A 12,572-nucleotide genomic window follows, 5' to 3' on the forward strand; every position below is an offset into this window, starting at 1 on the left:
AAAATGTGGATTGGGGTTATCAGCCTGTTTCCTGAAATGTTCCTCTCAATAACCGGGCATGGTGTAACCGGACGGGCAGTAAAAAATGGCCTGATCAGTGTTGATTGCTGGAACCCGCGTGATTTCACGTATGACCGGCACCACACTGTGGATGATCGGCCCTACGGGGGCGGTCCCGGCATGCTGATGATGGTGGAGCCTCTGCGCAAAGCTATCCATGCAGCAAAAGCTGCCGCAGGTGACGATGCGAAAGTGATTTATCTTTCGCCGCAGGGCCGCAAACTCGACCAACAGGGAGTTTGTGAGCTGGCCGCTAACGGGAAGTTAATTCTGGTATGCGGCCGGTATGAAGGTGTAGATGAGCGCGTTATCCAGACTGAGATTGATGAAGAATGGTCAGTCGGGGATTATGTACTCAGTGGTGGTGAATTACCGGCGATGGTACTGATTGATGCAGTATCGCGTTTTGTCCCCGGTGTCCTCGGACATCAGGCGTCAGCAAAAGAAGATTCCTTTGCTGAAGGGTTACTTGACCATCCGCACTATACCCGTCCTGAGGTGCTGGATGGCATGAATGTTCCGCCGGTTTTACTGTCGGGCAATCATGCAGAAATTGATCGCTGGCGTATGAAACAGTCACTCGGTCGCACCTGGCTCAGAAGACCTGAACTTCTGGAAAGCCTAGCTCTGACTGACGAGCAAAGGATGTTGCTGGCTGAATTCCAACGGGAATATCAGTCCGGAGCAACAAGTTAATCCAGGTATCCTGCGGGATATCTTTTGAAATATCAGTTTACCTAGGGTAAGAGATTTATTATGAGCAACATTATTAAACAACTTGAACAAGAGCAGATGAAACAAGACGTACCTTCATTCCGTCCGGGTGATTCCGTGGAAGTTAAGGTATGGGTCGTTGAAGGTTCTAAAAGACGTCTGCAGGCATTCGAGGGCGTGGTTATCGCTATCCGTAACCGCGGTCTGCACTCTGCATTCACTGTTCGTAAGATTTCTAACGGCGAAGGTGTTGAGCGTGTATTCCAGACTCACTCACCTGTTGTTGACAGCATCAGCGTTAAACGCCGTGGTGCCGTTCGTCGTGCTAAACTGTACTACCTGCGTGAGCGTTCAGGTAAGGCAGCTCGTATTAAAGAGCGTTTGAACGCAAAATAATGCGCAAGCATCCGATATGATAATAAAAGGCCAGCCTCGTGCTGGCCTTTTTTATTGCACTATTTTATGTTTCCTTCCTGTCTGTTTTCCGTTCAATCTGCTGTATTGTTTATATGACATCATTTTATTGATGTAAGTATTTATTTACACTTATGTCTGCATTACAAGTGCCATTATCCGGGTTTGTTTTTCTTCCTGCCTCTGTTTTATATCAGTATATTTCTTTATTATCATCATATTACATATTATTTGTAGTTTATTTTACTTATTTTCATTCCTTTGTCGGATGTTGTTATTTTAATTTTGTAATTTTAAATGTACGAAAATATAAATATTTTACGATTTTGGATTGAATTATTTACGAAGAATGTTATGGTGTTTTCTCAGACACTCAACACGTAATTCATTTTTTGTAAAACTCAGCAGGAAAACACTATGATCATGCAAAAAGACGCACTCAATAATGTCCATATCAGTGATGAAATTGTTTTAATCTCACCGGAAGAGCTGAAGCAAAAGTACCCATTGAGTCGCAACGACCAGCATGCCATCGCCGGTGCACGTAAGACGATTGCGGATATTGTTCATCACCGCGATCCGCGTTTACTGGTTGTCTGTGGTCCGTGTTCCGTTCATGACACGGATGCGGCGCTGGAGTACGCCCGTCGTCTGAAAGAATTATCTGCTGAGTTGAGTGACAGTCTGTATATCGTGATGCGTGTCTATTTTGAAAAACCACGGACAACAGTAGGCTGGAAAGGGCTGATCAGTGATCCGTTTATGGATGGCTCTTTCGAGATGGAAAAAGGTCTGCACATTGCCCGCAAACTGATGGTGGATCTGGTTCAGCTCGGCCTGCCGCTGGCCGGTGAGGCACTGGACCCGAATAACCCGCAATACCTCGGCGATCTGTTCAGCTGGTCTGCTATCGGCGCGCGTACCACTGAATCACAGACGCACCGTGAAATGGCATCCGGTCTGTCAATGCCGGTCGGTTTTAAAAATGGTACTGACGGCAGCCTGAGCACCGCAATCAACGCGATGAAAGCCGCTTCCATGCCGCACCGTTTTATGGGTATCAATCAGTCCGGCCAGGTCTGTTTATTACAGACGCAGGGGAACCCGAACGGCCATGTGATCCTGCGCGGCGGAAAACGCCCGAACTACAGTGAGGAAGATATTACGGAATGCGGGGCACAAATGAAGAAAGCCGGTCTGACCCCTTCACTGATGGTAGACTGCAGTCACGGCAACTCGGATAAAGATTTCCGTCGTCAGCCTCTGGTGGTGGACGCTGTGGCAGAACAAATTTGTGCCGGAAATACATCAATTACCGGTATTATGCTGGAAAGCCATATTAATGAAGGCAATCAGTCATCAGAACAGCCGCGCAGCGCCATGAAGTACGGTGTATCAGTGACAGACGCCTGTATCAGCTGGGAAACCACTGAAACAGTTCTGCGTCAGCTGCATCAGCAGATTTCACCTGCGCTGGCAAAGCGTGTGGTTCAGTTACAGCAGGCAGGATAATAAAACAGGCAGGTTGTATGTCCGGTGTATTAACACATTTACGTGATCAAATTGATGAAGTGGATAAATCGCTGCTGTCACTGCTGGCAAAACGCCTGCAGTTAGTGGCGGAAGTCGGGGAAGTGAAAAGTCAGCACGGTCTGCCGGTCTATGCACCGGATCGCGAAGCCGCAATGCTGGCTTCACGGCGGCAGGAGGCGGAATCTCTCGGGGTTCCGCCGGATCTGATAGAAGATGTTCTGCGCCGTATCATGCGGGAATCCTATTCCCGTGAGAATGATAAGGGTTTTAAAAAGCTCAATGTGCAGGCACGTCCGATCGTGATTATCGGCGGTGACGGCAAAATGGGGCAATTGTTCCGGCGGATGCTGGAGTTGTCCGGTTATACCGTGCGTGTCCTTGACAGTGGTGACTGGGCCGATGCGCCTGAATTGCTGTCGGATGCGGGAATGGTGATTGTCAGTGTGCCTATCCATCTGACTGAGCAGGTTATCAAACAATTACCGCCGTTGCCGGAAGATTGCATCCTGGCCGATCTCGCGTCGGTCAAAGCGGGGCCGTTACAGGCAATGCTGGCAGTACACAACGGGCCGGTGCTCGGATTGCACCCGATGTTCGGGCCGGATGTCGGCAGTTTTGCCAAGCAGGTGGTGGCATTCTGTGACGGACGTTTTCCGGAGCAGTACCAGTGGTTCCTGGAACAGATCACTGTCTGGGGAGCACATTTACAGGGCATTAAGGCGCAGGAGCATGATCGCAATATGCGCTATATTCAGGCGCTGCGCCACTTTACCACGTTTGCTTACGGGCGTTATCTGGCAAAAGAGAATGTCGATCTTGCACAGTTGTTATCGCTGTCGTCACCGATTTACCGGCTGGAACTGGTGATGATTGGCCGCCTGTTTGCCCAGGACCCGCAGCTTTATGCCGATATTATTATGGCCTCAGAAGATAATCTGGATGTGATAGAGGATTATCACCGGGAGTTCGGTGACGCCATGGCGCTGCTGGAACGTCGCGATAAGGCGGAGTTTATCACACAGTTTTCCGCCGTCAGTGACTGGTTCGGTGAACATGCGCAGCGCTTTATGAAAGAGAGTCGCGGATTGCTGCAACAGGCGAGTGACAGCCGCCGCTGAGTATAAAAATAAAAAAAGCGGATGATATCATCCGCTTTTTTTCATGTTTGTTTTACCGGAGAATCAGGCGCGATCAACCGGGAACGCGATAACGTCACTGATCCGCTCAGCACCCAGAGCGAGCATAATCAGACGGTCGATCCCCAGAGCCACACCGGCACATTCCGGGAATCCGTGTTCAAGCGCTGCCAGCAGGTTCTCATCAATCGGTTGTTCCGGCAGGCCCATACTTGCCCGTTTGCGGTTATCCCGCTCAAAACGCTGACGCTGCTCAGTGGCATCGGTCAGCTCACGGAAGCCGTTTGCCAGTTCAACCCCTTTGTAATACACCTCAAAGCGCTCAGCCACACGGTGATCTTCAGAACTGATCTCCGCCAGTGAAGCCTGGCTTGCCGGGAAGTGATAAATAAAAGTCGGTTTTTCCAGCCCGATATGCGGTTCAACACCCACCATAAACAGCAGTTGTAAAATGATATCGCGATCTTCCTCAGTATCGGCAATATTGCTGACATCCAGTTTGGCCGCGACTTCGCGCAGTTTATCTTTCTCTGCGGTCAGCGGATCGATATCCAGGTAGCGCAGGAAAGCCTGCTGGTAGGATAACGATTCTGCACTTTCACACTCTAAGGTTTGCTGTAATAAATCATCAACCTCATTTATCAGACGGTACATATCATAATGAGGGCGATACCATTCAAGCATGGTGAACTCCGGATTATGATAACGTCCGGCTTCCTCGTTACGATAGCTGCGGCCCATCTGATAAATGGGGCCGCTGCCCGCTGCCAGCAACCGTTTCATGTGGTACTCCGGGCTGGTCATCAGATAAAGCGTTATTCCCTGTGCGGCACCGGGGCCGGTAAACTGAGTTTCAAAGGCGCGCAGATGGACATCGGTGACGGTCGCCTGACTCATGGTCGGCGTTTCGACTTCTAATACACCTCTGTCTGCAAAAAAATGTCTGATTTCATTAACAATTTTTGCACGTTTTAATAGATTGGCTATCGGGGCAGTCGGCTGCCAGCCCGCAATATCACTCATGCCGTAAGAACTCCGAATAAAAATAAAGGGTGCAGTTTACCTGCAACCTCTGATGGTGACAAACAGATATGCAGAACATGCTACGTGTAAAACCTGACTCTGAACAGGCGTATTGTGCGGCGGCGGGGCGCTGCAGCACCCCGGACAGGAATAATCAGTCGATTAAGGCCGGCGGGACATGCTCCCCCGGATAACTGCCGAGCACTTTCACCGAACGGGCGATTGCCTGTAACGCTTTGAGTGCCTGCTGCATAGAGACTGAGCGCAGATTGGCATGCACATCAATATAAAACATCTCTTCCCATGGTGTGCCGTGAATAGGGCGGGACTCCAGTTTACTCATCACAATGTCATGCTCTTTGAGGATAATCAGGGCATCGACCAGCGCACCGGCCTGTTGTCCGGTCGCCATCAGCAGTGTGGTTTTTGCCGGAACCTGTTCTGATACATCAATAGGCTGGCGGGCAATGACAATAAAGCGGGTCATATTGGTCTGCTGATTGGCAAGATTCTGTGCAACCGCCTGCAAGCCGTACAGCGCGCCACCCGCTTCACTGCCGAGGGCGGCAACATCTGTCCGGTTGAGAGCGGCGACTTTTTCCATCGCTGCCGCGGTACTTTCACAGTATTCAATTTTACGATCCGGAAACTGGCAGAGGTACTGACTGCACTGCTCAAACGGCTGCGGATGGCTGTACAGGGTGGTAATCCCGGCCATGTCCGCGCCCGGAATAGTCAGCAGACAGTGATTCACCGGCAGGCGCAGTTCGCCGACAATCGAAAGCGGGGTGCTCTGAAGCAAATCATAGACATCATTGATGGCACCGGAACTGGTATTTTCCAGCGGCAGCATTCCGTAGTCTGCCTGACCGTTTTCAACCAGCTCAAAAATATCGCGGAATTTGCGGCAGCTGAATTCGGTCATATGATCAAAATGACGGGCGGAGTACTGACGGGCTGCCACATGTGAGTATGAACCTTTCGGGCCGAGAAAGGCTATCCGGGCGCTGTTATCCGGTGTCTGGTTCAGGTGCTTTTGTAAAATCGCCTGCTGGGTTAAGACCGAATCCTCAATAATCAGCTGAAACAGCCGGGTGATATAAAATCCGTCCAGCCCGTGCGGCTTGCCTTTGCTTATCAGCACATCCAGCAGTTCACGCTCGCGGTTTTTATCGCGGATGGGGCGGTTATCCTGCAGTTTGGTTTGTGCGACAGCCACAGCGAGCTGCCGCCGCTGTGCCAGCAGATCCAGCAGTTGTGCATCCAGCTCGCTGATTTGTTCCCGTATAGCTAAAAGATCGTTCATATGTTGTCCTCAGACCCTGTTTCCCGGCGATAAAAAAAGCCTCCGCGGCGGGAGGCTTTTCTGTGCGTCTTCGTTTTCTTTCTCACACGACAAAAAGCCTCATTAACAGAAGCGAAAAAAGAAAAAGAAGAAGCGGATTCGGGAATACATGGTCAGTATGCTGTCCGTTGTGTTATCAGATAACAGTTAATAGACCCGATGCAACCGGTTGTGTCAACCAAAAAAAACGCGCCCGGAGGGCGCGCAGAGACAAAACTCAATTTATTATATTTTTTATTCTGCGGATTCTTCATCAGACACAAGGTTAGCTTCTTTGACGCTGTTATCCGCGCGGCGTGCTTCTCCTTTGTGCTGTGCTTTATTCAGTTGCCGTTCCAGTTTCGCCAGTAATTCATTGATGGCGGCATACATATCAGCGTGTTTGGCGCTGGCAACTAAATTTCCATTCGGTGTGCTGATGGTGGCATCAACCACAAAACCCTGCGGATCTTTCGCGAGGATAATGTGCGGGTTAATTAAAGGAACCTGCCACTTACTCAGCTTATCGAGACGGTTTTCAACATGCTCCCGGATTGCCGGGGTGATCTCCATTTGCTTACTGGTGATATTCACATTCATAGTGACCTCTCTTTGTTACATCCGTCTTGTTGATATTCAGAATACGTTGATGGCCGCAAGAAAAAATTGATCGCCGTCACTAATATTTTTTAGTTTTTTCAAAAGGTTATAATTTTGTGACTCAGGCTGAGAATACAGAGGATACAACTTGCGGGAAAGGACTGAATCGTGCATTATCGATAAGTTGGCTGACCGCATATTCTCAGAGAAGAGAAGGCTGTCGGCCATTTTTTATGCAATAACACCATGATAAGACAATAAAAAAGCCATCCGGGGATGGCTTTTTTAATCAGATGAGTAAAACGGAACTCAGTCGCGCGGATTGTCAGCAATCAGTTTTGCCACTTTTCCGGCTTCTGCCGTTAATCCCAGTTCATTATAGGCATTTTCCATCAGCGGCAGTGCCTGGCGTGTCGCCAGTGTGTCCGGATAGTCACGCAGCATTAATTCAACCCGGTTAATCACCGCGACATATGCCCCGCGTTTCGTGTAGAATTTCGCAACGGCCAGCTCAAAGGCCGCCAGACGATCTTTGAGGAACACCAGACGTTTCGCGGAGTCTGTTGCATAAATGCTGTTCGGATAATAGCGCAGTAACTGGCTGAAATCCTGGAATGCAACACGTGCGTTCTGAGGATCACGATCTGCACGATCGATACCAAAGAAACTCTGCAGCATGTTATCATCGAGCGCCTGAGCAGTCAGACCACGCATATACAGAACGTAATCGATGTTCGGATGTGTCGGGTTCAGACGCATGAAACGGTCAATGGAGGCCAGTGCCATCTGTAAATCACCTGCTTTATAGTAGGCGTAAATCAGATCCAGCTGAACCTGCTGTGAATACGGGCCGAAAGGAAAACGGTTATCGAGGGTTTCAAGCTGCGTGATGGCCCCTTTATAGTTACCGTCCTGTAATTTTTCCTGGCCGACAGTATACAGCTCTGACGGTGAGGCATCCGGGAGAATTTCCTTGTTTCCGGAACAGCCGGACAACATGAGGCTTAGCGTGGCTGCGGCCACGAGATATTTCATACGTATCATCACGTGTTGATTATCCTCTGAATATTTTTTAGGGAGCACTCCGTACAGCTCCCGCTGGCGATCACGATACAATACCACATAGTTTAAATGAAACGGTGTTACCGTTCAAAATATAACTTTCTGAAACAGAGACAAACATGGCTCAAGAAATACAACTTACCGCAACTATCAATGAATCACAGCTCGGTCAGCGTTTAGATCAGGCTTTGGCGGAATTGTTCCCTGATTATTCACGATCACGTATAAAAGAATGGATCTTAGATGACAGGGTTCAGGTTAACGGCCGTCTTGTCAACAAACCAAAAGAAAAAATGCTGGGCGGGGAACAGGTCAGTATTGATGCACTGATCGATGAAGACATGCGTTTTGAACCGCAAAACCTGCCGCTCAATATTGTTTATGAAGATGATGATATCCTGGTGATTAATAAACCGCGTGATTTTGTGGTGCATCCGGGTGCGGGTAATCCTGACGGCACCGTCCTTAATGCGCTGCTGTATCACTATCCGGATATTGCCGATGTACCGCGTGCGGGGATTGTTCACCGTCTGGATAAAGACACCACCGGACTGATGGTGGTGGCGAAAACTGTTCCGGCTCAGACCCGGCTGGTGGAATCACTGCAGCTGCGTGAGATCACCCGTGAATATGAAGCGGTGGCCAACGGCCGTATGACGGCAGGCGGCAAAGTGGAAGAGCCTATCTCCCGCCATCCGACCAAGCGCACCCATATGGCCGTTAACCCGATGGGTAAACCGGCGGTGACACATTACCGTGTGATGGAGCATTTCCGTGCCCACACCCGTCTGCGGCTGCGTCTGGAAACCGGCCGTACGCACCAGATTCGTGTCCATATGGCACATATCAACCATCCGCTGGTGGGTGATCAGCTTTACGGCGGTCGTCCGCGTCCGCTGAAAGGCGCAAGTGATGAATTCCGCGATGCACTGCGTGAGTTTGACCGCCAGGCTCTGCATGCCACTATGCTGCGTCTTTATCATCCGATCTCCGGTATTCAGATGGAGTGGCACGCGCCGATTCCGGATGATATGGTGAAACTGATTGAGGTTCTCAAAGCTGATGCACAAGCGCATCAGGATGATATGGACTGGTAAGGAGTCACCATGACCGCACTGATTACCCCGGAATGGCCGCTGCCCGCAGGCGTGAGTGCCTGTAGTTCACTACGTACAGGCGGTGTCAGTCAGCCGCCGTTTGACAGCCTGAATCTGGGGCTGCACACCGGTGATGACCCTGAGGATGTCGCCCGCAACCGGGCGATTCTGGCGGAGGCGGCCGGGTTCCCCGGTACGCCGCTCTGGCTGAATCAGGTACACGGAACGGATGTTGCCATTCTTGATGACAACACACCGCGCGGCCCGCAGGCTGACGCGGTGTATACCCGTACGCCGGGGAAAGTCTGTGCGATCATGACGGCAGATTGTCTGCCGGTGCTGTTCTGCTCCCGTGACGGGCGTGAAGTGGCGGGGGCCCATGCAGGCTGGCGCAGTTTATGCGGCGGCGTGCTGGAAAATACCGTGTCCTGCTTTGCTGCTGCGCCGTCAGATATCATCGCCTGGCTGGGGCCGGCCATCGGCCCGCAGAAATTTGAGGTCGGCGCGGAAGTGCGGGAGGCGTTTATGGCGCACGCCGCAGAAGCGGCTTCGGCATTTATACCTTATGGTGATAAATATCTGGCGGATATTTATCAGCTTGCCCGTCAGCGCCTGGCGGCTGCCGGTGTGACCGCTGTTTCCGGCGGCACCGAATGTACTGTGACTGACAGCGCCCGTTTCTTCTCTTACCGGCGCGATGCCCGGACCGGACGCATGGCGTCATTTATCTGGATCAACCCTCAGTAAAAGTCATAACCTTCAGGATTACGCATAATATTTAATATTTTTTCAAAATCCGGCTTGAATATTTGACAAAAGTCCTCATTTAGTACTTAGCGAAAATTCAAAGCCATTTTTTGGAGGTGTTATGCGTTTGGATCGTTTCACGAATAAATTCCAGCAAGCGCTCGCCGACGCCCAGTCTCTTGCAGTCGGGCACAGCAATCAGTTTATCGAACCCGTGCATTTACTGTCAGCATTTCTGCATCAGGACGGCGGGTCGGTGCGTCCGTTACTGGCATCAGCCGGGGCGGATATCGCGCAGCTTAATCAGAAGATTGATGACACTATCAATCGTTTACCGCAGGTGGAAGGTTCCGCCGGGGATGTGCAACCCTCGCAGGATTTAATCCGTCACCTGAATATATGTGACCAGATTGCACAAAAACAAAATGATGCATATATCGCATCCGAAATTTTTGTTCTGGCTGTATTAGAGAGCAACAGCTCATTAGCAGACGTATTAAAAACAGCCGGGATTAATAAACAAACAATTAAGAAGGCTATAGACACTATGCGTGGTGGTGAGAATGTGAATGACCAGGGCGCGGAAGATCAACGCCAGGCCCTGAAGAAATATACAATTGATTTAACTGAGCGCGCCGAATCCGGCAAGCTTGACCCGGTTATCGGCCGTGATGAAGAAATCCGCCGGACTATCCAGGTCTTACAGCGCAGAACCAAAAACAACCCGGTGCTGATCGGGGAACCCGGGGTGGGTAAAACCGCTATCGTGGAAGGACTGGCGCAGCGTATCGTCAACGGCGAAGTGCCGGAAGGACTGAAAAACAAACGCGTATTGTCACTGGATCTGGGCGCGTTACTGGCCGGTGCCAAATACCGCGGTGATTTCGAAGAGCGTCTGAAAGCGGTTCTGAATGAATTATCCAAAGAAGAGGGGAATGTCATCCTCTTCATTGATGAGCTGCATACGATGGTCGGCGCAGGTAAAGCCGATGGCGCAATGGATGCAGGGAACATGCTGAAACCGGCACTGGCCCGTGGTGAACTGCACTGTGTGGGTGCGACCACACTGGATGAGTATCGCCAGTATATAGAGAAAGATGCGGCATTAGAGCGCCGCTTCCAGAAAGTCTATGTGGCAGAGCCGACAGTGGAAGATACCATCGCGATTCTGCGTGGTCTGAAAGAGCGTTATGAACTGCATCACCATGTGCAGATCACTGACCCGGCCATTGTTGCGGCGGCAACATTGTCTCACCGCTATATCACGGATCGTATGTTACCGGATAAAGCGATTGACCTGATTGATGAAGCGGGTGCGAGTCTGCGTATGCAGATGGATTCCAAACCGGAATCCCTCGACAGACTGGATCGCCGTATCATTCAGTTAAAACTGGAACAGCAGGCACTGAAAAAAGAGTCTGATGATGCCAGTAAAAAACGGCTTGATATGCTGGAACAGGAATTAAGTGAGAAAGAGCGCGAGTATGCGTCTCTGGAAGAAGAGTGGAAAGCCGAGAAAGCAACGCTGTCCGGCACCCAGCATATCAAAGCAGAACTGGAGCAGGCGAAAACCGCACTGGAACAGGCACGCCGTACCGGTGATCTGACCAAAATGTCAGAATTACAGTACGGTAAAATTCCGGAGCTGGAAAAACAGCTGGCGGCAGCGAATGCGGCAGAAGATAAAGATATGAAACTGCTGCGTAATAAAGTAACGGATGTGGAAATCGCTGAAATCCTGGCGCGCTGGACCGGTATTCCGGTATCCCGCATGCTGGAGGGCGAGCGTGAAAAACTGCTGCGTATGGAGCAGGTGATGCACAGTCGTGTGATCGGCCAGGATGAAGCGGTCGATGCAGTGGCGAATGCTATCCGCCGCAGCCGTGCCGGATTATCTGATCCTAATCGTCCGATTGGTTCGTTCCTGTTCCTGGGGCCGACCGGGGTGGGTAAAACCGAGCTGTGTAAAACACTGGCTGACTTCCTGTTCGACAGCGATGATGCCATGGTGCGTATCGATATGTCCGAGTTTATGGAAAAACACTCCGTGGCACGGCTTATCGGGGCACCTCCGGGATATGTCGGGTATGAAGAGGGCGGTTATCTGACCGAAGCGGTCCGCCGTCGTCCTTATTCCGTCATTCTGCTGGATGAAGTGGAAAAAGCGCATCCGGATGTCTTCAACATCTTATTACAGGTGCTGGATGACGGACGGCTGACAGATGGTCAGGGGCGTACCGTGGATTTCCGTAACACGGTGGTGATTATGACCTCTAACCTGGGTTCTGACCGGATTCAGGAGCACTTTGGTGAACTGAATTACGATGCAATGAAAGGCGCGGTCATGGAAGTGGTTTCTCATCACTTCAGACCGGAATTCATCAACCGTATTGATGAAGTGGTGGTATTCCATCCGCTGGCGAAAGAGCAGATCCACGCGATTGCGAAAATTCAGCTCAAACGTCTGTACAAACGTCTGGAAGAGCACGGCTATCAGGTTACTATCACTGACAGTGCGCTGGATAAATTGGCGGAAGCCGGATTCGACCCGGTATTCGGGGCGCGTCCGCTGAAACGGGCTATTCAGCAGGAGATCGAAAACCCGATGGCGCAGGCGATGCTGTCCGGCAAACTGATTCCGGGCAAAATGATCACCCTGGATTTAACCGATGGTGTGATTACCGCGAAACAGTAATAACAACAGAAAGCAAAACAGAGGGGCGCGAAAGCGCCCCTCAGGCCGTTGACAAACCCGCAGGGGTTGGCGACGACCGGCAGAGGTTGTAAAAATAAACCAGGAAAATCAATTTATTGATTTTCGGCTGATAACACAAAGCAGGAAAAACCACGTTTTATCCTGCT

General features: G+C 50.7%; 11 protein-coding genes and 1 other annotated feature. Of the genes, 7 read left to right on the forward strand and 4 right to left on the reverse strand.

Annotation, left to right across the window (positions count from 1 at the left end):
• Window positions 1-3 precede the first annotated feature (3 nt).
• The 4 genes from trmD (at window position 4) to tyrA (ending at window position 3,839) form a co-directional block, all read left to right on the forward strand.
• The gene (gene trmD, locus AAZR23_RS13895; protein WP_052926453.1) at window positions 4-756 is read left to right on the forward strand and encodes a tRNA (guanosine(37)-N1)-methyltransferase TrmD; all 753 of its coding nucleotides are present in this window, start codon (window positions 4-6) and stop codon (window positions 754-756) included.
• Between the two features lie 60 nt (window positions 757-816).
• The gene (rplS, locus tag AAZR23_RS13900; RefSeq protein WP_046895219.1) at window positions 817-1,170 is read left to right on the forward strand and encodes a 50S ribosomal protein L19; all 354 of its coding nucleotides are present in this window, start codon (window positions 817-819) and stop codon (window positions 1,168-1,170) included.
• 435 nt (window positions 1,171-1,605) lie between these two features.
• Window positions 1,606-2,700 (forward strand): 3-deoxy-7-phosphoheptulonate synthase, encoded by a 1,095-nt coding sequence (locus AAZR23_RS13905; protein WP_046895220.1) that lies wholly within the window; start codon window positions 1,606-1,608, stop codon window positions 2,698-2,700.
• Between the two features lie 17 nt (window positions 2,701-2,717).
• Window positions 2,718-3,839: a bifunctional chorismate mutase/prephenate dehydrogenase gene (tyrA, locus tag AAZR23_RS13910; protein WP_434693242.1), complete on the forward strand. Its 1,122-nt coding sequence runs from the start codon at window positions 2,718-2,720 to the stop codon at window positions 3,837-3,839.
• A gap of 63 nt (window positions 3,840-3,902) precedes the next feature.
• Here the strand turns inward: tyrA and epmA are convergent, their stop codons facing one another.
• The 4 genes from epmA to bamD form a co-directional block, all read right to left on the reverse strand.
• Complete coding sequence (gene epmA, locus AAZR23_RS13915) at window positions 3,903-4,880, reverse strand: elongation factor P--(R)-beta-lysine ligase (RefSeq protein WP_046895222.1); 978 nt, start codon at window positions 4,878-4,880, stop codon at window positions 3,903-3,905.
• 154 nt (window positions 4,881-5,034) lie between these two features.
• On the reverse strand, window positions 5,035-6,186 hold the full coding sequence (gene pheA, locus AAZR23_RS13920) for a bifunctional chorismate mutase/prephenate dehydratase (RefSeq protein ID WP_218427624.1): 1,152 nt from the start codon (window positions 6,184-6,186) through the stop codon (window positions 5,035-5,037).
• A 29-nt stretch (window positions 6,187-6,215) separates the two neighbouring features.
• Window positions 6,216-6,337 (reverse strand) — a sequence feature (Phe leader region).
• A gap of 122 nt (window positions 6,338-6,459) precedes the next feature.
• On the reverse strand, window positions 6,460-6,804 hold the full coding sequence (gene raiA, locus AAZR23_RS13925; protein ID WP_004237887.1) for a ribosome-associated translation inhibitor RaiA: 345 nt from the start codon (window positions 6,802-6,804) through the stop codon (window positions 6,460-6,462).
• A gap of 309 nt (window positions 6,805-7,113) precedes the next feature.
• The gene (gene bamD, locus AAZR23_RS13930; protein ID WP_166708923.1) at window positions 7,114-7,848 is read right to left on the reverse strand and encodes an outer membrane protein assembly factor BamD; all 735 of its coding nucleotides are present in this window, start codon (window positions 7,846-7,848) and stop codon (window positions 7,114-7,116) included.
• A gap of 137 nt (window positions 7,849-7,985) precedes the next feature.
• Here bamD and rluD point away from each other — a divergent pair, with 137 nt between their 5' ends.
• The 3 genes from rluD to clpB all read left to right on the forward strand — a co-directional run bounded on the left by rluD (window position 7,986) and on the right by clpB (window position 12,405).
• Window positions 7,986-8,963 (forward strand): 23S rRNA pseudouridine(1911/1915/1917) synthase RluD, encoded by a 978-nt coding sequence (gene rluD / locus AAZR23_RS13935; protein WP_046895225.1) that lies wholly within the window; start codon window positions 7,986-7,988, stop codon window positions 8,961-8,963.
• Window positions 8,964-8,972: 9 nt separating this feature from the next.
• Window positions 8,973-9,710 carry a purine nucleoside phosphorylase YfiH gene (gene yfiH / locus AAZR23_RS13940; RefSeq protein ID WP_166707183.1) on the forward strand — a complete coding sequence of 246 codons (738 nt, stop codon included), beginning with the start codon at window positions 8,973-8,975 and terminating at the stop codon, window positions 9,708-9,710.
• A gap of 121 nt (window positions 9,711-9,831) precedes the next feature.
• The gene (clpB, locus tag AAZR23_RS13945; RefSeq protein WP_434693249.1) at window positions 9,832-12,405 is read left to right on the forward strand and encodes an ATP-dependent chaperone ClpB; all 2,574 of its coding nucleotides are present in this window, start codon (window positions 9,832-9,834) and stop codon (window positions 12,403-12,405) included.
• Window positions 12,406-12,572: the final 167 nt, after the last annotated feature.

Source organism: Morganella sp. Je.2.23 (assembly GCF_051129855.1).
Taxonomy (GTDB): Bacteria; Pseudomonadota; Gammaproteobacteria; order Enterobacterales; family Enterobacteriaceae; genus Morganella; species Morganella sibonii.

What these genes read in the sequence shown, in the direction of transcription:
- AAZR23_RS13905 (WP_046895220.1), top strand. Translation starts at nt 1,606, where the DNA reads ATGATCATGCAAAAAGACGCACTCAATAATGTCCATATCAGTGATGAA.
- epmA (WP_046895222.1), bottom strand. Translation starts at nt 4,880, where the DNA reads ATGAGTGATATTGCGGGCTGGCAGCCGACTGCCCCGATAGCCAATCTA.
- pheA (WP_218427624.1), bottom strand. Translation starts at nt 6,186, where the DNA reads ATGAACGATCTTTTAGCTATACGGGAACAAATCAGCGAGCTGGATGCA.
- clpB (WP_434693249.1), top strand. Translation starts at nt 9,832, where the DNA reads ATGCGTTTGGATCGTTTCACGAATAAATTCCAGCAAGCGCTCGCCGAC.
- raiA (WP_004237887.1), bottom strand. Translation starts at nt 6,804, where the DNA reads ATGAATGTGAATATCACCAGTAAGCAAATGGAGATCACCCCGGCAATC.
- rplS (WP_046895219.1), top strand. Translation starts at nt 817, where the DNA reads ATGAGCAACATTATTAAACAACTTGAACAAGAGCAGATGAAACAAGAC.
- tyrA (WP_434693242.1), top strand. Translation starts at nt 2,718, where the DNA reads ATGTCCGGTGTATTAACACATTTACGTGATCAAATTGATGAAGTGGAT.
- bamD (WP_166708923.1), bottom strand. Translation starts at nt 7,848, where the DNA reads ATGATACGTATGAAATATCTCGTGGCCGCAGCCACGCTAAGCCTCATG.
- rluD (WP_046895225.1), top strand. Translation starts at nt 7,986, where the DNA reads ATGGCTCAAGAAATACAACTTACCGCAACTATCAATGAATCACAGCTC.
- yfiH (WP_166707183.1), top strand. Translation starts at nt 8,973, where the DNA reads ATGACCGCACTGATTACCCCGGAATGGCCGCTGCCCGCAGGCGTGAGT.
- trmD (WP_052926453.1), top strand. Translation starts at nt 4, where the DNA reads ATGTGGATTGGGGTTATCAGCCTGTTTCCTGAAATGTTCCTCTCAATA.